This window comes from Sphingopyxis chilensis, assembly GCF_035930445.1.
In the GTDB taxonomy this organism is placed as follows: Bacteria; Pseudomonadota; Alphaproteobacteria; order Sphingomonadales; family Sphingomonadaceae; genus Sphingopyxis; species Sphingopyxis chilensis.
In genome coordinates, this window is record NZ_CP142394.1 from 3,923,337 (window position 1) to 3,946,055 (window position 22,719).

At 66.6% G+C, this 22,719-nt stretch carries 16 protein-coding genes; 7 read left to right on the top strand and 9 right to left on the bottom strand.

All coding sequences use genetic code 11. The features are described from left to right. Positions 1–28 precede the first annotated feature (28 nt). The 5 genes from VSX79_RS18455 to VSX79_RS18475 form a co-directional block, all read right to left on the bottom strand. Positions 29–2,455, bottom strand: coding sequence for a TonB-dependent receptor (locus tag VSX79_RS18455; RefSeq protein WP_179498129.1), 2,427 nt, complete (start codon positions 2,453–2,455; stop codon positions 29–31). Positions 2,456–2,596: 141 nt separating this feature from the next. Beyond that, a complete protein-coding gene (locus VSX79_RS18460) occupies positions 2,597–4,411 on the bottom strand; it encodes a tetratricopeptide repeat-containing sulfotransferase family protein (RefSeq protein ID WP_326914055.1) in 1,815 nt (604 codons plus the stop codon). Between the two features lie 11 nt (positions 4,412–4,422). Beyond that, positions 4,423–6,036 carry a DsbA family protein gene (locus VSX79_RS18465; RefSeq protein WP_326914056.1) on the bottom strand — a complete coding sequence of 538 codons (1,614 nt, stop codon included), beginning with the start codon at positions 6,034–6,036 and terminating at the stop codon, positions 4,423–4,425. Between the two features lie 322 nt (positions 6,037–6,358). Continuing rightward, positions 6,359–7,762: a M48 family metalloprotease gene (locus VSX79_RS18470; RefSeq protein WP_257018265.1), complete on the bottom strand. Its 1,404-nt coding sequence runs from the start codon at positions 7,760–7,762 to the stop codon at positions 6,359–6,361. Positions 7,763–7,906: 144 nt separating this feature from the next. Further along, complete coding sequence (locus VSX79_RS18475; RefSeq protein ID WP_326914057.1) at positions 7,907–10,555, bottom strand: Rne/Rng family ribonuclease; 2,649 nt, start codon at positions 10,553–10,555, stop codon at positions 7,907–7,909. A 656-nt stretch (positions 10,556–11,211) separates the two neighbouring features. On the opposite strand from VSX79_RS18475, the gene VSX79_RS18480 reads away from it, so the two are divergent. From VSX79_RS18480 to VSX79_RS18510, 7 genes are all read left to right on the top strand, one after another. Then, positions 11,212–12,165 carry an N-acetylmuramoyl-L-alanine amidase family protein gene (locus VSX79_RS18480; RefSeq protein ID WP_179498137.1) on the top strand — a complete coding sequence of 318 codons (954 nt, stop codon included), beginning with the start codon at positions 11,212–11,214 and terminating at the stop codon, positions 12,163–12,165. A 74-nt stretch (positions 12,166–12,239) separates the two neighbouring features. Next, positions 12,240–13,493, top strand: coding sequence for a D-arabinono-1,4-lactone oxidase (locus tag VSX79_RS18485; RefSeq protein ID WP_326914058.1), 1,254 nt, complete (start codon positions 12,240–12,242; stop codon positions 13,491–13,493). Beyond that, positions 13,490–14,635, top strand: a complete 1,146-nt coding sequence (locus VSX79_RS18490) for a DSD1 family PLP-dependent enzyme (protein ID WP_179498141.1) — start codon at positions 13,490–13,492, stop codon at positions 14,633–14,635. Before VSX79_RS18485 ends, VSX79_RS18490 begins: the two co-directional genes overlap by 4 nt. Beyond that, positions 14,632–15,258 carry a TetR/AcrR family transcriptional regulator gene (locus VSX79_RS18495; protein WP_179498143.1) on the top strand — a complete coding sequence of 209 codons (627 nt, stop codon included), beginning with the start codon at positions 14,632–14,634 and terminating at the stop codon, positions 15,256–15,258. The genes VSX79_RS18490 and VSX79_RS18495 overlap by 4 nt, the downstream gene beginning before the upstream one ends. A gap of 58 nt (positions 15,259–15,316) precedes the next feature. Further along, positions 15,317–17,833, top strand: coding sequence for a penicillin-binding protein 1A (locus tag VSX79_RS18500; protein ID WP_326914059.1), 2,517 nt, complete (start codon positions 15,317–15,319; stop codon positions 17,831–17,833). Between the two features lie 84 nt (positions 17,834–17,917). Then, a complete protein-coding gene (gene prfB / locus VSX79_RS18505) occupies positions 17,918–19,045 on the top strand; it encodes a peptide chain release factor 2 (protein ID WP_179498153.1) in 1,128 nt (375 codons plus the stop codon). Continuing rightward, positions 19,042–19,761, top strand: a complete 720-nt coding sequence (locus VSX79_RS18510; protein WP_179498155.1) for a class I SAM-dependent methyltransferase — start codon at positions 19,042–19,044, stop codon at positions 19,759–19,761. Before prfB ends, VSX79_RS18510 begins: the two co-directional genes overlap by 4 nt. A gap of 10 nt (positions 19,762–19,771) precedes the next feature. Here VSX79_RS18510 and VSX79_RS18515 read toward each other — a convergent pair whose 3' ends face one another. The 4 genes from VSX79_RS18515 to coaBC are packed head-to-tail and all read right to left on the bottom strand — an operon-like array spanning position 19,772 to position 22,647. Continuing rightward, positions 19,772–20,137: a DsrE family protein gene (locus VSX79_RS18515; protein ID WP_326915279.1), complete on the bottom strand. Its 366-nt coding sequence runs from the start codon at positions 20,135–20,137 to the stop codon at positions 19,772–19,774. Further along, positions 20,125–20,874 carry a HesA/MoeB/ThiF family protein gene (locus VSX79_RS18520; protein WP_326914060.1) on the bottom strand — a complete coding sequence of 250 codons (750 nt, stop codon included), beginning with the start codon at positions 20,872–20,874 and terminating at the stop codon, positions 20,125–20,127. The genes VSX79_RS18515 and VSX79_RS18520 overlap by 13 nt, the downstream gene beginning before the upstream one ends. Further along, complete coding sequence (gene dut / locus VSX79_RS18525; RefSeq protein ID WP_179498159.1) at positions 20,874–21,407, bottom strand: dUTP diphosphatase; 534 nt, start codon at positions 21,405–21,407, stop codon at positions 20,874–20,876. Before dut ends, VSX79_RS18520 begins: the two co-directional genes overlap by 1 nt. Beyond that, positions 21,385–22,647 (bottom strand): bifunctional phosphopantothenoylcysteine decarboxylase/phosphopantothenate--cysteine ligase CoaBC, encoded by a 1,263-nt coding sequence (coaBC, locus tag VSX79_RS18530; RefSeq protein WP_179498161.1) that lies wholly within the window; start codon positions 22,645–22,647, stop codon positions 21,385–21,387. The genes dut and coaBC overlap by 23 nt, the downstream gene beginning before the upstream one ends. Between the last annotated feature and the right edge of the window lie 72 nt (positions 22,648–22,719).

Sequence of the window (22,719 nt, forward strand, 5' to 3'; positions counted from 1 at the left end):
GCTGCGGGTCGGTGACTGGGTCACCCGATCAGAATTCCTTGCTGACCTTGATGCCGATCAGGCGCGGGCGAATGACCGTGTCATAGAAGACGCCGCCGTTCGCGGTCACCCCGTCGGGATCGCCGCAAGTGGTTTCGAGGCACTGGACGCCGGCGTTGATGACCCCGTTGCTGTCGAACAGGTTCGTCGCGAACAGCTCGGCCTTCCAGCTCTCGCCCTTCACCCCGACGCTGACGTCGGCGGTCGTATAGGCGTCGAACATGCCCTTGATGCCATTTTCAAGCGTGCGAACGTCGCTGCGACGCTTGCCGATATGGTTGACCGCGAACTGGACGTGCGCGCCGAGGTCGCCGACCGGGAATTCATAGCGCGCGACGATGTTGCCCTTGAACTTCGGCGTCACCGGCAGGCTCGTGCCCTTCGGCGCGAGCAGCGCGTTGTCGGCGCCGTCGGCGCCCGGCAGCGTGCAGTCGAAGGCGTCATTGGCAATGGCGCAGAAATCGCGGCGGATTTCGGCGTCGTTATAGCTCATGCCCGCGTTGATCGAGAAGCCGTCCTGGCGGTAGCCGAGGTCGAGTTCGATCCCGCGAATCCGCGCGACACCCGCATTGCGGATTTCGCTGAGCCCGTTGAGGCCGAGGAAGGAGAGCTGGATGTCGTTCCAGTCCTGCTGGTATATCGCGCCGTTGAAACGCACCGGGCCCCAGCTCGTCTTCCACCCGAACTCGTAATTGTCGAGCGTGTCCGAGCCATAGGGCGGCAACGATCCGCGCCGGTTGATCCCGCCGGGGCGGAAACCCCGCGACCAGGTCGCATAGACGAGCGCGTCGTCGCTGAACTTGTAGGTGAGGTTCAGCTTGTGGATGAAGTCGGTCTTCTTCGTCCGCTTGTCGAGGTTGGTACAGGGCGACCCGTCGACCACCGCCGGCCCCTGGCAGGCATAGACCGGATTGCCGCTGAAGCCGGGGTTGTTGTAACCGAAGAAGCCGACGAGGCTGTTGTCATATTTATACACCCGCCCGCCGCCGGTCAGCGTCAGCTGGTCGGTGATGTCGAAGCTGATCTCGCCGAATGCGGCATAATCGCGGTCGACGCGGATCTGCTTGGTCAGCCAGATATTGTCGACGGTGCCGGGGACCTGCAGATCGTCGGACAGGTCGTCGATGATGTAATGCTGTTCGATATTATGCTTCTGCCGTTGCCAGAACACGCCGCCGATAAAGCGGATGCGTGCATCGGCGGGCGAGGCGACGCGCGCTTCGAAGAAATTACGCCGATAGCGGTCGATGCCCTGGATATACTGGTTCGGACTGATCTGGTCGCCCGCATTATCGTAGAAATAGACCGCCGATCCATAGAGCGCGTCATAGAAATAGGCATAGTCCGAATAGTCGCTCTCGACGTCGGTCTTGCGGCGCAGGTGCCCGCCGGTCACGGTCAGATCCCAATTGCCGAGCTTGCCCTCGATCGTCAGCGCGGCCTGCAGCCATTTGTCCTTCGACGATTCGGGGTTGTACTGGACGGTTTGCAGCTTGTCGGTGACGGCGCTCGACCGTTCCTGGGCGAAGCTGCCGTTCGTCTTCTGGATCTGGCCCATGATCGTCGGGCGCAGCGTCCAGTCGTCGTCAAGATCGATCCCGAGCGCGAGCCGCGCGCCATAGGTGTCGGCGTCGTTGTAATTCTTTTCGGCAAGGCCCGCATTGGTCTGGACAATGTCGTCGCCGGGCAGGTCGACAAGGTCATCGCCGACAAATTGCTTGATCGGATAGGTTCGGCTTCCCGGGATATTGTCGATATAGCCCGCGTCATGGCGATACCAGCCGACAAGGCGCAGCGCCGCCCGCTCGCCGAGCGGGGCGTTGATGAAGCCCTCGACCACGCCGCCGAAATCGCCGTGCGCGACATTGTTGACCTCGACTCCTACCTCGCCATAGGTGCCGCTGGTGTCGGGCTGGTTGGTGACGAGCTTGATCGTCCCCGCCATCGAGCTTGCACCGTAAAGCGTGCCCTGCGGCCCGGCGAGCGCCTCGACGCGCGCCAAGTCATAGGCGTGGATGTCGAGCGCGCCCTGGATCGTCGTGATCGGCATTTCGTCCAGATAGGTGCCGACGGTCGGCAGCGACGCCGAGTGATTGGCGTTCTCGCCCGACGCGACGCCGCGGAAATAGACCTGGCTGAACCCGGGCGCAGCGGTCTGGATCGTCACCGACGGCAGGAATTTGACGACATCCTGAAATTCCTTGACCTGCAGCTCGTCGAGCCGCTCGGTCCCGATCGCGGTGATCGCAAGCGGCACATCCTGCAAATTCTGTTCGCGCTTCGACGCGGTGACCACGATGTCGCGGTCGTCGTTGGTGCTCGCCTCCTGCGCGAGCGCGGTTCCCGACGTGCACAGGATCGTGCTGCCGAGCAGAAAGGCGCCGCTTTTGGTAAATACTGCCGGTAGCTTCCGCATGAGATCCCCCTCAGATGACAGTCCTGTGACGGAGAATGACGCGGCGCAGCGCAAGCGCAAGCATTGTTGTGCAGCGCAGCGGTCGTTGGTCGAAAATGTCGCCTGCTGTTGCCGAAAGGCAACGTTTTGTCGTGGACGTGCTCAGCCGAAATCGGCGGGCACGGCCGGATAGGCGGTGAGCACGGGCCCCAATGCGTCCTTCAGCGGGCCGAGCCATTCTTCGTAAGGCTGCCATTGCCCGACGCCGTCGCGATTGATCGGGCGGCGCACCTGTTCGCTCGACGCGGTGCGCACCGCGCGCGCGTTGGCGTGGAACGCCATGCACGCCTCCTCGAACGGTTGGCCCAGATAGGCGATCATCTTGCGCACTTCGGCCTCGGGTTCGTCGAGCAGCGCTTCGTGGACCACGCGGTGGACGCGCCCCGGCTGCACGGCGTCGATATGGGCCATCAGCCGGACATAATCGCGGTAATAAGCGCCGACATCGGCGAGGCCGTAGCTGAAAGCCTGCCCCTTGGCGAAATGCTGCCGGAAGTTCGAAAAACAGCAATCGAGGGGCGCGCGCCGCGCGTCGATGATCTTCGCATTGGGCAGGATCAGGCGGATGAAAACGGTATAGAGCCAGTTGTTCGGCAGCTTGTCGATATAGAAGGGCTTGCCGGTCTTGCGCTGCACGGCGGTGCGATCGAGGAAGGCCGCGCCCAGTTCGGCGAGCTGGGCGTGCGGCGCCTCGGCCAGCGCCTCGATCCATCGGCGTCCGTCCTGCTTTGTCTCGCGACCGAGTCCGAGCGCGAGCGCAGGGATGTCGGGCAGCTCCATCGTGCCCTCGATCGCCGAGTGGCAGCTCAGGATCTGTTCGATCAGCGTCGACCCGGCGCGCGGCATGCCGAGGATGAAGATCGGATCGGGCGCCGGGTCGCCCGCGCCGGCGCGCGCGGCGAAGAATTCGGCTGTGCTGGCGGCGATGATCGCATCGACCGTCGCGCGCGTCTCGGCGGCGCGATAGCCGAGCTGGGCGGAACGGATCGCGTTGCCTGCGGCATAATGGCGAAAGGCGGGTTCGTGCTCGTCGCTGTCGTCATACGCCTTGCCGAGCGCAAAATGGAGATGAAGGCGGTCGTCGGCGCGCGCGTCGCTTTCGGGTTCGGCGGCAACCAGCGCCGCTTCCATCGCGGAGCGATCGGCGGCGTCGAAGCGGATCGTCTTGAGGTTCGCGAGGCTCCACCAGATTTCGCCGAGCCCGGGATCGGCGGCGAGCGCTCGACGATAGGCGGCGATGCCGTCCTCCTGCCGCCCGACGGTCTTCAGCATATGGCCATAGCTCATCCACAGCTTGGCGTGATCGGGAAAACGGCGCGTCAGTTCCTCGTAAAGCGCGAGCGCTTCGTCATACCCGCCGATGCGCCCGAGCGCGGCGGCGCGAAGGTTCGCGTGCGCGGGATTGCCCGGATCGCTTTCGAGCACGGCCTCGAGCGTTTCGGCCGCCTCGGCAAAGCGGTTCTGCTTGTAATAGACGGTCGCAAGATTGGCGCGCGCCGCACCGAAACCCGGCGCAAGCGCAAGCGCGCGCGAAAGCAGCTTTTCGGCGTCCTCATAGCGCCCGAGCCGCCCCGCTACCTCGGCGAGCATGCGGATCGCCGCGACGTCGGTCGCATCCTCGCGCAGCCGCTGGCGCAGCGCGCCCTCGGCGTCGGGCAACCGGTTTTCGGCAAGCGCGAGCGCCGTATCGACCATGGCCTCGTCGTGGACGGCGGCCGAAACCGCAGCGAGCGACGCCGCCTGCGCTTCCTCTTCGCGGTTCAGCGCGCGCAGCGCATGCGCGGCAAGGCGGTGCGCCGCCGCCGATGTCGGCACTTCGTCGATGATCGCCTGCGCCTGCGCCAGCGCCGCCCCGGGCTGGCCGTTCAGGAGCTGGCGGGCGTTGGCGAGCGCCTGATCGAGCGTGACGGTCGCCAAATGCCCCCGCCTCAGCTTTTCGCCGCGCGGGCCTTGGCTACCGCCTGCCGCAGCGCGTCATAGCCGATCTGGCCCTGGAACAGCTGGTCGCCGACGACCCACGTTGGGGTGGCGTTGAGCTGGAGCTGGGTCGCGATCGCGAGGTTGCTGTCGAGTTCGCGCTGGAACAGCGCCTCGTTCGCGGTCGCGTCGGCGCTGCCGTCGGTCACGACGCCCGCCTTTTCCGCCGCCGCGGCGATCGCCGAGGGGTCGAGCGACGATGCCCGGAACATCGCGTGGTGGAAGGCGTCATATTTGCCCTGCCGCGCGGCGGCGAGCGCCATGATCGCGGCGTCGCGGCTCTGCGGCGCGATGATCGGCAGCTCGCGGAACACGACCTTCAGGCGCTTGTCCTCGCGGATCAGCCGGTCGACGTCGGGCACGCTCGCGCGGCAGAAACCGCAGGCATAGTCGGTGAACACGACCAGCGTGACATCGCCGTCGGCGTTGCCTGCCCACGCGCCGGCATAGGGCTTTTCGAGCGCCGGGCGGATCGCGTCGATCGCCTTCGCGATTTCGCCGTCGCGCTGCGCTTCGAGCGCCTCGGGAATGATCTGCGGGTTCGCCTTGATATAGTCGGCGACGATGGTTTCGACCTCGGCCTTGCTCATTCCGCCGCCGAAACGGCCGCCGAGCCAGAAGACGAGCGCGAGTAGCAACAGGCCGCCGAGCGCAAGGCCCCATGCGCGCGTGGCAACGCCTTCCATCCCGGTCCCCTTGATTTGCGGCAGGCGCTGCGCCGACATGGCTTTGGCGCCCGCGGGCTTCTTCGCCGGTGGGGCGATCGGCGAACGGTCGTCGCCTTCCGCCATGGCCGCCGCGTCCGCCGGAGCAGGCTTCGCCATGGCCGGGATTGCGGTGTCACCCGCGAAGAGTGGCAGGTCGGGCGCGGCGGCCGCCGTCGCTGCGGCTTTCGCTTCGGATTCTTCGCGCGCGAGCAATTGTTCGAGCCCCGACGGCGGCGGCGCCATCTCCTCGCGCGGCGCGGGACGCAGCTTGGTCGCCGCATCGCCCAGCTGCTCGCGCAGGCTTTCGCTTCCGGCCTTGGCAATATCGACGACCCCCGCCCTGGTCTTGCCCGCGACCTCGCCAAGCCCGCGCCCGGCCTCGCTCGACAGCTTCCGCGCCTTGTCGCCGAGTGCCATTTTTTCCCACGCTTCACCGCCCGCCTTGGCCGCCGCGCGACCGGCCTGCGCCGATCCGCGTCCGGCGGCGCGCGCCGCGCGCGCGGTCGCCGCGCCGGTTCTCGCTGCCAGTTCGCGCGAGCGGCGGGGGATTTCCATCGCCTCGACGCGTGCGGGAATATCGGCGCGCTCGCCGACGCGGATCGTCCAGTCGGCAAAAGCCTCGGCGCCGCCCTGGATGCGGTCCCACAGGTTCGCGGCACCGGCCTTGATCGCCTCGGGCTTTACCAGCGGCTCGCCGCGCGGCTTCTCGGGCTTGTTATAGCGCGTCAGGTCGATGCCGACGGGGGGCTCCTCCTTCGGTTTCGCCAATCCTTCGTCCGGTGTCGGCGCGCCCATGCCCGACGTCGGCGCGGGATCGCGCAGCCACGGCTGGTAATAATCGTCTTTTCGGTCAGTCACTAAGGGTCAGGTCCTATGAATGGGACGGCTGAGGCGGAAAAATGGCGAACATATCGGGCCGAATGGCCCGCCGGTCATAGTGGTTCTATGTCCAAGGGACATTTGGTCCGAGAGGGAAGCCATTTTTCCGTCCCTCGGGGATTTGGTCAAATTTGTCCATTGCCGCGTCAGAGCGCCTTGGAATATTCCCATATGCCTGCGCCGCTCTTCCTCGCACTGAACAAATTTGCCCCAAACCTCAGCCGTCCCATTCATAGGAGCTGACCCTCACGCCCTTGCGCATCATTATTGGCGATGCGGTCCCCGTTTGCCCTGCTTGAATCTAACGCCGTTTGCGCTCGCGTTCCACCTCGGCGCGAGCCACCATCGAAATATCCTGTGCACGGATCCAGTCGGGGGAGCCCTGGGGCAGTCCCTGCATCGCCATTTCGGCATTACGCAGCGCGAGCCCGGCCTGTCCACCCTCCAGGCTGTAGCGTTCGGCCGAGGCGAGCGCGGCGCGCGCCTGATCGCCCTTGCTCGCATAGACGATACCGAGCTGGTACCAGGCGAAAGGATTTTCATTGTCGAGTGCCACCGCCGTTTTCAGGACCTCTTCGGCTTCGGGGTAATTGGCGGGATCCTCTGTCGCGATCAGTGCATGGCCCAGCGTCGCGCTGATCAGCGGCTGCGAGCGCGACTGCGAAACCGCCTTGCGCAGCGGGGGGATGGCGTCCTTGGGCCGCCCCGATTCGAGCAGCACCTGCCCTTCGAGCTCGAGGAAATAGGGATCGTTCGGGTTCGTCGCGAGCAATCCCTCAACCTCCGCCAATGCCTTTTGCGGATAGGCGCTCTTGTGCCAGGCATAGGCGCGAGCATAGCGCGCGGGGATGCTGCTGTTGCTCTCCGGAAACTGGCGCAACGTTCGCTCCGGGTCGGACATATAGCCCGAAAGCTTGGCCTTGATGCGCTGGAACCGTTTCTCGATCGCGGGATCGGCGGGTTTGTTCCACGCGGGATCGATGACATAGACCTCGCGTAACGTCTGGATACGGTCGCCCGACATCGGGTGAGTGCGACCATAGGCCTGGTCGTCGTCCTGCTTCACCGCATAGCGGAATTCGAGGTTCTGGAGCTTCTTGAAGAAGGCGAGGCTGCCGCGGCCGCTGATCCCCGCTTTCGACAGATATTGCGCGCCCGCGGCATCGGCGGTCGATTCCTGAACGCGGCTGAACGCGAGGAACTTGCCGAGCGCCGCCTGCTGGCCGGCCATCATGATTCCCATGCCGGCCTCCCCGCCGCCGGCGGCAATCGCCGCGGCGCCGAGCAACAAGCTGAGCAGCGAAATGCCGCTCGCCGCCTTGGCGCCCTCGTTGACGCGGATCGCGTGGCCGCCCATGACATGGCCGAGTTCGTGCGCGAGCACACCCTGCACCTCTTCGGCGCTGTCGGCCGCCTCGATCAGCCCGCTGAAAACGTAAATATCCTGGCTGCCTGCGACGAAGGCGTTGATGCTGCGGTCGCCGAGCAGGTGGACACGCACCTGTCCGGGCCGGAGCCCCGCGGCGACGAGCAGCGGGTCCATCATGTCCTGGAACAAGGCCTCGGTCTCGGCGTCGCGCAGGATCGACTGCGCCGCTGCCGGGCGCATCGCGATCGCGACCATCGCGAGCAAAGTCAGCAGGATATGGAAAATGGGGCGCAGCCTTTGCGCGCCGGACGCGGGTTGCGGCGGGAAAGCGGTCATCCCCGCCTCTCTTGCGCCGCGCGCCTGAACCCCGAGTGAAGCCATAAAGGCTTATTGGGGGCCAGCACGCGCGGACGCAAGGTCAGCTTGCAGATTCTGCGATCGGTTGCCGCGGATCAGTTTCCGCCCGATCGACTTGGTCAATCAGTTGCCAAATGTGCGCTGCCACCAGCCGCGGCGCGGTTCGCCCTCGGCGCCTTCGCCCGACTCGTCGCCATTGGCGGCGACGGGTTCGGCCTCGCGCGTGGCTTCGGGGGCGGCTTCGGCGGCGACGGCTTTCTTCGCCCGGCTTGCGCGCTTCTTTGGCGCGGGCTTGGCGGGTTCGGCTTCGGTCGGCGCTTCGACGGCAGGCGCTTCGGGGACCGGCGCCTCTGCAGCGGCTTCCGCAGCTTCGGCTTCGGCGGCCGCGGCGGCCTTGGTCTTGCGCGGCGCGCGCTTGCGTTTCGGCTTCTCCTCGGCGGCCGGCGCTTCCTCGACAACCGGTTCGGGCGGCGCTTCGGCCACTTCTAGCGGTGCCGCTTCTTCGGCCACGGCCTCACCGGAGTTTTCCTCGGCGTCGGCCTTTTTGCGGCTCCGGCCACCACGGCGGCGCCGCGGCTTGGCTTCGGCCTCTTCGGCCTCCGCCTCGGAAGCCACGGCTGCGTCGGCGGGAGCCTCCTCGTCTTCGCCGGCCCCGGCGGCATCGCCTTCGCCTTCCTCGCCGCTTTCGACGGTGTCAGCGGTCTCATTGCCTTCCTCGTCGCGACGCCCGCGGCGGCCGCGGCGGCGGCGGCGGCGGCGCTTGCGGCCTTCGCCGTCGGCATCGCCTTCCTCGCGGTCGCGCGCGCCTTCTTCGCGGTCACGCGAACGCGCAGGACGATCTTCGGCGGCCTCTTCTTCGGCTTCTTCTTCCTCGTCCTCGGGATAGTCGTCGTCATCGTCCTCGATCGGTGTGATCGGTGCGAAGCTGCGGCGGGCGATCGGCGGCGGACCGCTCACTTCGACCGCCATGCGCGCACCTTCGGTCTCGCCATCGGGCAGGATCTCGACCGTGACGCCATAAAGCTCCTCGATCTCGCGCAGTTCGCGGCGCTTTTCGTTGAGGAGGTAGAAGGTCGCCTCCTGGCTCGCGCGCAGGGTGATCTTGTTACCCTTGCCGCGCGCGGCTTCCTCTTCGATCAGGCGCAGTGCGCTGAGACCCGCCGACGAGGCGGTGCGGACGAGGCCGGTGCCTTCGCAATGCGGGCAGGGACGCGTCGAGGCTTCGAGCACGCCGGTGCGCAAGCGCTGGCGGCTCATCTCCATCAGGCCAAAGCCCGAGATGCGGCCGACTTGGATGCGCGCACGGTCGTTCTTCAACGCATCCTTCATCGCGCGCTCGACCTTGCGGACGTTCGAGCCATGATCCATGTCGATGAAGTCGATCACGACCAGCCCGGCCATGTCGCGCAGGCGCAGCTGGCGCGCGATTTCGGCCGCAGCCTCGAGGTTGGTGCTGAGCGCGGTCTGCTCGATATTATGCTCGCGCGTCGATCGGCCCGAATTGATGTCGATCGACACCAAGGCTTCGGTCGGGTTGATCACCAGATAGCCGCCCGATTTCAGCTGGACGACCGGATTGAGCATCCCGGCGAGCTGATCCTCGACGCCGTAACGCTGATAGAGCGACACGGGATCGGCATATTGCTTCACGCGCCGCGCGTGGCTCGGCATCAACAGCTTCATGAACTGCTTGGCGGCCTTGTAGCCCTCGTCGCCCTCGACGAGCACTTCCTCGATGTCCTTGTGATAGATGTCGCGGATCGCGCGCTTGACGAGGTCGCTGTCCGAATGGATCAGCGCCGGCGCGCTCGAACCCAGCGTATTCTCGCGAATTTCGTCCCACAGGCGCGCGAGATAGTCGAAGTCGCGCTTGATCTCGACCTTGGTGCGGCTCATCCCTGCGGTGCGCACGATGCAGCCCATCGTCGGCGGCAGATTGAGCTCGTCGATCATCGCCTTCAGCTTGCGGCGATCGGCGCCGTTCGAAATCTTCCGGCTGATCCCGCCACCGTGCATCGTGTTCGGCATCAGCACGCAATAGCGGCCGGCGAGCGACAGATAGGTGGTGAGCGCAGCGCCCTTGTTGCCGCGTTCTTCCTTGACGACCTGCACCAGCATCACCTGGCGGCGACGGATGACGTCCTGGATCTTGTAGCGGCGGCGCAGCGACATGCGGCTCTCGCCGTCCTCGTCGTCACCCCGACGCCCGCGCCCGCGGCCACGGCCGCCCTTGCGGCCATCGCGTCCACGGCGCTTGCGGTCGCCGCGACCGTCCCCGGTTCCTTCTGAGCCTTCCTCGGCGCCTTCTTCCCCGTCCTCGGCGTCGCCGTTTTCAGCGTCGCCTTCGTCGCCGTCGGCGTCTTCGCCGATGGTTTCGGGGGCGGGGGCGTCGCCATTTTCGTCTTCGTCATGATATTCGACGTCGGCGACATCGCCTTCGAGCTCGTCGAGGTCCTCCTCGGCGCGCTGCGCGGCGGCGGCGGCGTGCTCGGCCTCTTCGCGGAGCAGTGCTTCGCGATCCTCTTTCGGAATCTGGTAATAGTCGGGGTGGATTTCGCTGAAGGCGAGGAAGCCGTGGCGATTGCCGCCATATTCGACGAACGCCGCCTGCAGCGACGGTTCGACGCGGGTCACCTTGGCCAGATAGATATTGCCCTTGAGCTGCTTGTGCTCGGCGGACTCGAAATCAAACTCCTCGATTCGGTTTCCCTTGGTGACGGCGACCCGGGTTTCTTCCCGGTGCCGCGCGTCGATCAACATGCGCGTGGTCATTAGTTACACTCCAAGCGCGCCTCGGCGCGCCATCAAAAAATCCCGCTAACCCTCCTTGCGGAAGGCCGCGGCGGATACGGATGAAAGGAAAAAAGACGTTATTGCCGAAAGGAGCCTGCGTCCGGTCCTGGACGCGCATGCGGTCTTCAAATCCGGCGACGGCCGGGGCGAAAGCGCCCGCGTCGGGATATGAAGAGGGCATGGCAAGCCTCATACGGCATCAACCTGTTACGGGATGAGCGGGCGGGCAGGGCGGGCGCCTTGCGAACGCCCCGACTGTCCGGTCAACCGGGTGGACTGGCGGCAGGCTTGTCCTTCCCAATATGTCCGGCGCCAAGGCGGCCATGATCCGCATATTCGCGGAACAGGCCCTCCCCTCAAAAGGCCGGACGGCACCGGGAACGACACCGTCAGTGATGGCGTGCTAGCATCGGCACGGACCGACGGCAACCACAACCGCCGCAGAAAGATGGGATGGCGTGGAGGTGTTGCAAGAAAACCATCGGGTTGCGTTTGCGGAATCGGCGGCTGACCCGCCGGTCGGCGCGGCATTGTCCCGCCATGGTCAAGGGCGGATTCACCGCGATGACGTGCCGGGCGCCGACGAATCCGAATAAAGCTGGACCATCGCCCGCCGTGGACGGCATAGACAGGCCATGAGTCCGCTGCTCGTCCTGATTGGCCTGATCGGAGCCCTCCCGGCAGCATCGCCGGGGCAGGCGGGCGCGATCGATGGCGATCCGCGCCCCCTCATAACGGGCGAATTTGGGCCTGCTTCGCGGGCTCCGCGCGGCGAACCGCGATCATTCGCCGGCTTTCGCGCCAAGCGCCCGGAAAAGCGCTACAGCGTGACCGTCCCGATCGGAAAGCCCAAGCCCGCGGTGACGCTGCCGCGCATCGATGGCCCTGCCGATGCGCGGCTGCCGCTGGTCGTGATCGACGCCGGTCACGGCGGGCACGATCCCGGCGCGATCTCGCCGCACGACGGCAGCCGGGAAAAGGACATCACGCTGGCGCTGGCCCGCGCGATCCGAAAGGATCTGCTCGCGCTGGGCCGGGTGCGCGTCGCGCTTACGCGCTCGGACGACCGTTTCCTCGTGCTCGAGGAACGTTACGGCATCGCGCGGCGGCTGAAAGCCGACCTGTTCATCTCGGTCCACGCCGACGCCGCCGAAAACCAGGAGGCCAGCGGCGCGTCGATCTATACGCTGTCAGAGGTCGCTTCCGACCGCGAGGCGGCGCGGCTGGCGGCGCGGGAGAACAAGGCGAATATCATCAATGGCGTCGATCTCGGCGCGCATAGCGGCGACGTGTCGGCGATCCTGCTCGACCTCACCCAGCGCGAGTCGATGAACGTCGCCTCCGACTTCGCGCGGCTGCTTCAGCGCGAGGCGTCCGACGAGGTCAAATTCCGCACCACCGCGCACCGCTTCGCCTCCTTCATCGTGCTGAAGGCGCCCGACACCCCATCGGTGCTTTTCGAAACCGGCTTCATCTCGAACAAGGACGATATCGAATTCCTCGCTTCGTCCGCCGGCCAGAAGAAGGTCGCACGCGGCGTTCGCGAAGCGGTGCAGATCCACTTCGCCCGCCGGATCGCGGAGCGATGAACCGCCCTTCCGGCAATATATAGTCTTGACTAACTTTTCGTGCGCCGCCAGCCTCGGCGGGTTGGGAGAGGCGTATGGCGTGGAGCAACTGGTCGGGCAGCGTGACCGCGAGCGCCGCCCTTGCGCGCCCGCAAAGCGAGGATGAGCTGGCGGCGCTCGTCCGCAGCGCCAGCAAATTGCGCGTCACCGGCGCTGGGCACAGCTTCATGCCGCTGTGCGAATCGAGCGAGCTGATCCTCAGCCTCGAAGATATGGCGGGCGCGATCCGCGTGGCCGCCGACCGCCGGACCGCGCGTATTCCGGCCGGCTGGAGCATCCGCCGGCTCACCGCGGCCTTGTGGGAGGAGGGGCTGGCGCTCGCCAATCAGGGCGACGTCAATCCGCAATCGCTTGCCGGCGCAATGGCGACCGGCACCCACGGCACCGGTGTCGATCTTGGTTCGCTTTCGACCTTCGCGCGCGGTTTCCGCCTCGTCGATGCCGAGGGCGATGTGCATTGGTGCGATGCGACGACCAACGCCGATCTCTATCAGGCGCAGCGCCTGTCGCTCGGGCTGTTCGGCGTTGCGACCGAAATCGAGGTCGCTGTCGTCCCGGCCTTTCATCTCGCCGAACGGATCGAAAAACGACGCTGGGCCGAAATCCGCGAAAGCCATGACGAACTGGCGCAGCGGCATCGCCATATCGAATTCTGGTTCTTCCCGCACAGCGACCATGTGATCCTGAAGACGCTCGATCCCTGCGATCCCTGCGACCCGCCGCCGACGACGACCGACATGGAGGAGGCGACCTTTCGCCGTATCCTCGATATCTCGGCGCGCCTGCCGTTCCTGACCCCCTTTCTCCAGCGATTGATGATGAAAAGCGGCATTTCGGGCCGCCGCCGCGGCCCCGCGCACAACATCTTTCCGTCCGACCGCACGGTCCGCTTCGAGGAGATGGAATATGAAATGCCGCGTGCCGTCGGGCTCGACACGCTGGACGAGATCGTCGGCTGGATCCGAAGGAAACGTCTGCCGGTGGCCTTTCCCTTCGAATATCGCACCGTCGCCGCCGACGATATATGGATGAGCCCGATGAACGCGGGCCCGGTCGCCGCGATCTCGATGCACCAATATGCGAAGATGCCATGGGCTTCCCTGTTCGCCGAGGCCGAGGCGATCTTCCGAAGCGCCGGCGGGCGACCGCACTGGGCCAAGCGTCACACATTGAACCGTGCCGACGTCACGGCGCTCTATCCGATGGCGGGGCGCTACAGCGCCGTGCGCCACGCCGCCGACCCGCGCGGAAAATTTCTCAATCCGCATCTGGAGGCCTTTTTCGCATGACGACCGACCGCGAATTGCACGAACATCTGATCGGCCGCCAGGGATCGCGCGCTGACCTCAACACGCCCGTGCTGGTGCTCGACGTCGAGGCGCTCGACCGCAATATTGCGGCGATGGCCGCGCTGACGGCGGGCAAGGGGGTCGCGCTGCGCCCGCATGCGAAGACGCATAAAAGCGTCGATATCGCCAAGCGCCAGATCGCGGCGGGCGCGGTCGGTGTCTGCTGCGCCAAGATCGGCGAGGCCGAGGTGCTGGCCGATGGCGGCGTGACAGGCATCCTCATCACCTCGCCCGTCGCTGCGCCGCGCGCGGTCGAGCGGCTGGCGGGGCTCGCCGCGCGGGCCGAAGGGCTGATGGCGGTGGTCGACCATCCCGCCGTCGCCGAACGGGTGCAGGTCGCGCTCGCCGCTGCCGACGCGCGGCTCGACGTCGTCATCGACATCGACCCGGGGATCGCGCGCACCGGTGTCGCCTCGGCCGAGGCGGCGGTCGCACTCGCCAAGGCGATCCACCGGTCATCCAAGCTTCGATATCGCGGCGTCCAATATTATTGCGGGTCGCAGCAGCATATCGAAAGCTATGCCGATCGCCGCGCCGCGATCGTCGAGCGCACCGCCTATCTGCAGGAGGTCATCGCCGCGCTGACCGATGCCGGCTTCGCGCCCGCCATCGTCACCGGATCGGGCACGGGAACGCACCGGATAGACCTCGACCTCGGCGTCTTCACCGAGTTGCAGGCCGGGTCATACGTCTTCATGGACAAGCAATATCTCGATTGCGACATCACGGGTGGTGAAGCGTCGCCGTTCGAGGTGTCGCTGTCGGTCGATGCGCGCGTCGTCAGCGCGAACCACAGCGGGCTCGTCACGATCGATGCCGGCTACAAGTCGCTCTCGACCGACGGCGGTGTCGCGGTGGTGCAGCGCGGCGCGTCCGAAACGGCCTTTTTCGCTTTCATGGGCGACGAACATGCCGCGCTCATCGCGCCCGAAATCGGGACCGAACTCGCCCCCGGCGATCCGGTCAGCCTGACCGTTCCGCACTGCGATCCGACGGTGAATCTCTATGATTTCTACCATGTCGTTTCCGGCGACGCGCTCATCGACATCTGGCCGGTCAGCGCGCGCGGCCGCGCGCGATGAGCGTAGCCGCCCGCCGCCCGCCGCAGCAGGATCGCGCGCGCCAGACGCGCGAACGCCTGCTCGACGTCGCGGGCGAATTGCTTGCCGAGGTCGGAATCGAACGGATCTCGACCAATATGATCGCGGCGCGCGCCGGGCTCACCCCGCCCGCGCTTTACCGTTATTTCGGTGACAAATATGCGGTGCTCGAAGCGCTCGGCCGGCGGCTGATGCAACGCCAGAACACCGTCCTCGAAGCCTGGCTGGCGCGCCATGCTCCGGCCGGAATCGCGGACATGGCCGATCATATCGGCGAACTGCTGGCCGAAAATGCGGCTGTGACGCGCGCCGAACCGGGGGCGGTGTGGATTTTGCGCGCACTCCACGCGTCGCCGCAACTTGTCCACGTCCGACTCGAATCGCATCGCGATGTTGCCGACCGGTTGACGGACGCCTGTGGCCCGCATCTTCCCGGCGCCGACCGCCAAACCCTGTGGACGCCCCTGCGGCTCGCGGTCGAGATCGGCTTTGCGGTCGACGAAATGCTTTACGAAGAAGATCGCGTTTCGTCCGGCACCGTCTTCGCCGAAGTCGCCTCGATGCTACGCCGGACGCTGCTCGATCTGGCCGACAGCGCCTCATAGCCCGCCTCGCCGCAACCATGCTTCCCTTTCGGCGACACAGGCTTTAGAGGCGGGGCATATGGCCGCCGACAGTCCGCCCGATTTCCGCCTTCGCCTCCGCCGCGACGGCAATGCCGTCATCGCCTGGTTCCGCGACATGTGGACGCGGCGCTGGTTCCGTTGGCTCGGCTATCTGGTGCTTGCCGGCCTGCTCGGCATCGCGCTGATCTGGGCCGTTTTCGCGCGCGACCTGCCCTCGGTCGACCAGCTGCGCGACTATGAGCCGCCGCTGCCGACGATGGTCCGCGATGGCGAGGGCAAGCCGGTGCACAGCTATGCCCGTGAACGCCGCGTCCAGCTCGAATATAGCGAATATCCGCAGCTTTTGGTGCGCTCCTTCCTCGCGGCCGAAGACAAGACCTTCTTCAGCCACGGCGGCATCGATTATCCGGGCATCGCCTCGGCGATCATCACCAACCTGACGAGCAGCGGCCGTCCGATCGGCGCCTCGACCATCACGCAGCAGGTCGCGAAGAACCTCCTGCTCACGAACGAGCTCAGCTATCGCCGCAAGGTGCGCGAGGCGATACTCGCGATGCGCATCGAGAATGCGCTGACCAAGGAACAGATTCTCGAGCTTTATCTCAACGAAATTCCGCTCGGCCGCCGCAGCTTCGGCGTCCAGGCGGCGAGCCGCGCCTATTTCGACAAGGATGTCGACCAGCTTCAGCTCCACGAAATGGCCTTCCTCGCGATTCTGCCCAAGGCGCCCGAGAAATATGGCCGCGCGCGCTTCGAGCGCGAGGCGCTGGCGCGCCGCAATTTCGTGCTCGGATCGATGGAGGATAATGGCTGGATCAGCGCGGCGCAGCGCGACGCCGCGCGCGCGATGCCGCTCGGCCTGACCAACAGTGGCAATACCGCGATCGCGCAGGTCGGCGGTTATTATATGGAAGAGGTGCGGCGCCAGTTGATCGCGCAGTTCGGCGAAACCGCCGAGGACGGCCCGCTCAGCGTCTATGCCGGCGGCCTCTGGGTGCGCACGCCCTATGACGGCAAGATGCAGCAGGCGGCGGCGATGGCGCTGCGCAAGGGGCTCCAGCGTTATGATGCGGGCAAGGGCTGGTCGGGGCCGATCGCGACGATCGAGGCCGACGACCAGTGGCAGAGCCGCCTTGCGTCGAGCTTTATCGGCATCGACTATGACAATTGGCGCGTTGCCGCGGTGCTCTCTAAATCGGGCGGTGAGGCGCGGATCGGCTTTGCGAACGGCGATAGCGGACGCCTGCCCGCGAGCGCCGCGACCCTGCGTTATCGCAAGACGGGCGGCAGCGCCTTTTCTGCGATGCGCCCCGGCGACCTGATCGCCGTCAAATCGACCGGAGCCGACCGCTACGCGCTGCGCAACATTCCCGAAGTATCGGGCGGCATGGTCGTCGAAAGCCCGCATTCGGGCCGTATCTATGCGGTGCAGGGCGGCTTCGACGTCCGCCTGTCTCCCTTCAACCGCGCGACGCAGGCCGAACGCCAGCCGGGCTCGACGATCAAACCCTTCGTCTACGCCGCCGCGCTCGACAATGGCATGACGCCGGCGACGATGATCGTCGACGGGCCGTTCTGCGTCTATCAGGGCGCGGCGCTGGGCAACAAATGCTTCCGCAACTTCGGCAATTCGGGCGGCAGCGGCGAGCATACGATGCGCTGGGGTCTCGAACAGTCGCGCAACCTGATGACGGTGCGCGCGGCGAGTCAGGTCGGCATGGAACCGGTCGTCGAGATGATCGGCAGGATGGGCATCGGCAAGCACGAACCCTATCTATCGACCGCGCTCGGCGCCGGATCGACAACGGTCGAGAAGATGACCAACGCCTTTGCCATGCTCGCCAATCACGGGCGTGAACTCAAGCCGCGCGTGATCGATTATGCGCAGGATCGCCGCGGCAAGGTGATCTTCCCGGCGAACTGGAAACCGTGCGAAGGCTGCAACAAAAAGGATTGGGACGGGCGGCCGATGCCGCGCTTCGCCAAGTCGGGCAAGCAGCTGATGGACCCGATCACCGCCTATCAGGTCGTCCATATGCTCGAAGGCGTCGTCCAGCGCGGCACCGCAGTGCGGCTGCGCGACCTTGGCGTGCCGCTATTCGGCAAGACCGGGACGACGACGGGGCCGAACGACGTCTGGTTCGTCGGCGGCACGCCCGATGTGGTCGCGGGCATGTATATCGGCTTCGACCAGCCGCGAAGCATGGGCGGCTATGCGCAGGGCGGCAGCTATGCCGCGCCGATCTTCAAGGATTTTGCGCTCGCGGCGCTCGCCGATCGCCAGCCGATTCCCTTCGCGGCGCCAAAGGGCGTCCGTATGGTACGCATCGACCGCCAGTCGGGCCGGCGCGTCTATGGCAGCTGGCCGGGCACCGATCCCAAGGCATCGATCATCTGGGAGGCCTTCAAGCCCGAAAGCGAGCCGCGGCGGACGATCCGCGAAGAAGAAATCAAGCCCGTCAGGACACCGCGGCGTCAGGACGCGCCCGTTCAGCAAAGTCCGGGTCGGCGCAGCGACAGCGAATTCCTGGAGGATCGCGGCGGCATCATCTGACGCCGCACATCTCCTTTCGCGCCGCCTTTTCATGGAGCGCGCGAAGCCCTAAGGGCGGGACCAACATATTTCAGGAGCAAGGACATGCGCGCCGAAGCGCAGGATCATATCGACAAGATTGGCGCCGCGTTGGCGTTGCTGCGCCGCTTTCTCGACTGGGACCGCGCGGTGCGGCGGCTCGACGAACTCAATGCGAAGGTCGAGGACCCGACGCTGTGGAACGACGCGAAGGCGGCGCAAGAGGTCATGCGCGAACGCCGCCGTCTCGACGAGGCGATCACGGCGACGCGCGCGATCGAAAGCGAATGCGCCGACACCGCCGAGCTGATCGAACTCGCCGAGATGGAAGGCGACGAAGCGATGGTCGACGAGGCGGTGGCTTCGCTCGCGGCGCTCGCGGCGCGCGCCGAGGAAGACAAGATCAAGGCGCTGCTAGCGGGTGAGGCCGATGGCAATGACGCCTATATCGAAGTCCATGCCGGCGCCGGCGGGACCGAGAGCCAGGACTGGGCCGAAATGCTCCAGCGCATGTATATGCGCTGGGCCGAAAAGCGCGGAATGAAGGTCGAACTCGTCGAATATCAGGCCGGCGAACAGGCGGGCATCAAGTCGGCGACGATGCTGGTGAAGGGCGAGAATGCCTATGGCTATGCGAAGACCGAGAGCGGCGTCCACCGCCTCGTCCGCATCTCGCCCTATGACAGCTCGGCGCGCCGCCACACCAGCTTTTCGAGCGTCTGGGTCTATCCGGTGATCGACGACAATATCGAGATTGAGATCAACGAGGGCGACCTCAAGATCGATACCTATCGCGCCTCGGGCGCGGGCGGGCAGCACGTCAACACGACCGACTCGGCCGTCCGCATCACGCACATCCCGACCGGGATCGTCGTCGCGAGCCAGAACGACCGCTCGCAGCACAAGAACCGCGCGACCGCGATGGGGATGCTCAAGGCACGGATGTACGAGGCCGAGCTTCAGAAGCGAGAGGCGGCGGCCTCGGGCGAATATCAGGCGAAGACCGAAATCGGCTGGGGCCACCAGATCCGCTCCTACGTCCTCCAGCCCTATCAGCTGGTGAAGGACCTGCGTACCGGGGTGACCTCGACCGCCCCCGGCGACGTGCTCGACGGCGCGCTCGACCCGTTCATGGCGGCGGCGCTGTCGCAGAAGGTGACCGGCGAAAAGGTCGAGGTGGAGGATATCGATTGATCCGCCGCGCGCTCGCCCTCCTTGCGCTCCTGCCGCTGCTCGGTGGTTGCGATGCGCCTTGGGGCGACGACAGCGACCGCATCGAAACGGCGCGCAAATTTCCTCCCGCCGACCGCCCGGTGGCCCCGATCACCTCGACCAAATGGTCGACCGAGGAAGCACGCGATCGCGTCAACGAGGCCGACGACGTCATGGATTCGGCCGACGTCCGGCCCGGCATGACCGTCGCCGACATCGGCGCGGGCGACGGCTATTATACCGTCCGCCTCGCGCAGCGCGTCGGCGCCAATGGCCGCGTGCTCGCGCAGGACATCATGCCCGAAGTAATCGAGCGGCTCGCCGACCGCGTCGCGCGCGAACGGCTCGACAATGTTTCGCTGAAACTCGGCGCGGTCGACGATCCGCGCTTGCCCGGCGCGAGCTTCGACCGCGTTTTCATGGTCCATATGTATCACGAGATCGGCGAACCCTACGCCTTCCTGTGGCGCCTCCGCCCGGCGCTGCGGGCGGGCGGGCAGGTGATCGTCGTCGATGGCGACCGCCCGATCGCGCAGCACGGCACGCCCTTCCGCCTGCTCGTCTGCGAGTTTCAGGCGGTGGGCTACAAGCTCGTCTCCTACGACGACAAGCAGCACGCCGGCGGCTATCTCGCGCGCTTCGTGCCCAAGGGCAAACGCCCCGAACCGGACGCGATCAAGGTCTGCGACAACCCCTAGGTCTGTGTCCCTAATAGACGATCAGCTGGTCATCGGCGCCCACGTCGGCGAGGAAGCTGACCAGTCCCGCAGCGCGGACGTGCGGCACCAGATCGGTCGCCGCCATGCCGACGAGCGCCATGCCCGACTGGCAGACGAACAGCGCGACCTCCATCGCCACCGCTTCCTCGACCAGCGAGGCAAGGTCGGGCTGGCCCGCCGCGCGGCGCGCCTCGTCGCCGGCAAAGGACACCGGATCGCGCAGCAGCGCCGCGGCTTCGCCCTGCAGGAAGATGCGCACCCGGCGCCCGAGCGCGGCCGCCGCCATCCCCGCCTCGAGCGCCGCATAGAGCCGCCGCCCCTCGGCGACCGCGACGATGATGTTCAGGCCTTGCATATCGGGCACTCGGGGTCCTCGGGCACGCCGACCTCGCGCCAGCGGCGATCGAGCATATCGACGATCGCGAGGCGGCCGGCGAGCGGGGATCCCCAGCCGGAAAGCGCGCGCACCGCCTCCAGCGCCGCCATCGTCCCGATCATCCCCGCGAGCGCGCCCATCACGCCGGTTTCGGCGCAGTTGATCCCCGGCCGGTCGGGATCGTTGCCGACGAGGCAGGCGTAGCAGGCATGGCCCGCGCGCCAGCCCTCATAGAGCGCGACCTGTCCCTCGAACGCGCCGATCGCGGCGCTGAGCAGCGGAATTTGGAGCGTCACCGCCGCGCGGTTGACCGCAAGCCGTGTGGCGAAATTGTCGCAGCCGTCGAGGATCAGGTTCGCGCCCGCCAGAAGCGCTTCGGCGTTCGCGTCGTCGAGCCGCTGCGCCACCGCAACGGCATCGACGTGCGGATTGATCCGCCGCGCCGCCTCTGCCGCAACCTCCGCCTTGCGCGCGCCCAGGTCGGCGTCGGTAAACAGCGGTTGGCGCTGGAGGTTCGACAGCTCGACCCGGTCGTGATCGATGATCGTCAGCTTTCCGACGCCCGCCGCCGCCAGATAGGTGATCGCCGGGCAACCGATCCCGCCCGCACCGATCAGCGCGACATGCGCCGCCTTCAGCTTCGCCTGTCCCGCGCCGCCAAAGGCCGGAAGGATGATCTGGCGTGCGTACCGGTCGAGTTCGGCGTCGCCGAGCATTATTCGCCCGGGCGGCGCAGCTTGATGCCCGACAGCGAGGCAAGGCCCAACGTGTCCGCCGTCTCGTCGACGGCGTCGCTTTCGACCCCGGTCGACCCGAAGCCCCCCGCGCCGCGCGCCGTCTCGTCAAGCGTCTCGACTTCGGCGAAGGCGGCGCGCTGGACTGGCGCGGGCACGAGTTGCGCGATGCGGTCGCCGCGCCTGATCTCGAAGGGTTCGTCGCCCAGATTGGCGAGGATCACCTTCACTTCGCCGCGATAATCGCTGTCGATCGTCCCCGGCGTGTTGAGGCAGGTGACTCCATGCTTGAGCGCGAGCCCCGAACGCGGTCGCACCTGCACCTCATACCCTGCGGGAATCGCCATCGCGAAGCCCGTCGCGACCGCGTGGCGCGTGCCGGGGCGGATCGTCAGCGACTCCGCCGCGACGACGTCCATCCCCGCCGCGCCATCCGACGCATAGGCGGGCAGGGGCAGGCCGCCGCCGTTGGGCAGGCGCTGGATGGCGATTTCAATCTCTTGCAAGGGGGACATGCTTGTCGAGTTCATCGGCGATCTTTTCCATCAATTTGCGGGCGACGGCCGGTTTGGGGAGCCGGTCCCAGCTGTCTACGCCGTCTTTGCTAACGATATGCACCCGGTTGCTTTCGCCGCCCATCGGGTCGGCGGACACGTCGTTGGCGACGATCCAGTCGCATCCCTTGCGCGCGAGCTTGGCCTCGGCGTGCGCGATGACGTCGTTGGTTTCGGCGGCGAAACCGATCAGCAGCGGCGGGCGATCCGGGCTTTTGGCGACGCTCGCCAATATGTCGGGATTTTCGGCGAGCGCGAGCGGCGCGACGGTGCCGCTGCCATCCTTCTTGATCTTTTGCGCCTTCGCGTCGGCGGCGCGCCAGTCGGCAACCGCGGCAACCATGATCGCCGCATCGACCGGCAGGCCCTCGGCGACTTCGGTGGCCATCTCGACCGCGGTCTCGACATCGACGCGGATCACGCCGGGCGGCGTCGGCAGCGGCACCGGCCCTGCGATCAGCAGCACCTCCGCGCCCGCCTCGGCGGCGGCGGCGGCGATCGCGAAGCCCTGCTTCCCGCTCGAGCGGTTGGCGATATAGCGCACCGGGTCGATCGGCTCGTGCGTCGGCCCCGCGGTGACCAATATGCGGCGTCCGAACAGCGGGCGATGGTTCGCAGGCGCGAAATCGGGCTGGCCGGTGAGCGGTATTGCGGCGGGCGCGTGGGCGAGGGCGGTATCGATCGCCGCCTTGATCGTTTCGGGCTCGGGCAGGCGGCCGGGGCCATATTCGCCGCACGCCATCTCGCCCTCGTCGGGTTCCATCACCGTGACGCCATCGCCGCGCAGCGTGGCGACATTGCGCCGCGTCGCGGCGTGCAGCCACATTCGCACATTCATCGCGGGCGCCGCGAGCACCGGTTTGTCGGTCGCGAGCAGCAGCGTCGTCGCAAGGTCGTCGGCGATGCCAGCGGCCATTTTCGCGAGCAGGGCCGCGGTCGCGGGCGCGACGACGACCAGGTCGGCCTCGCGGCTTAATTGAATATGCCCCATCTCGACCTCGTCCTTGAGGTCGAAGAGATTGGTATGGACCTTGTTCTCGCTCAATGCCGCGAGCGTCAGCGGGGTCACGAACTGCTCGCCCGCGCGCGTGATCACGCAGCGCACGGTCATGCCTGCCTTGCGAAGCAGGCGGACAAGCTCGATGCTCTTGTACGCGGCGATGCCGCCGCCGATGATGAGCAGGATGCGCGGGGCGGCCATCAGCGGGGGCAGGCCGGTCCGCCGCAGGCGGCGATCGACAGGGGGTGATTCATCGCCGTCTCCTTCGCTCCC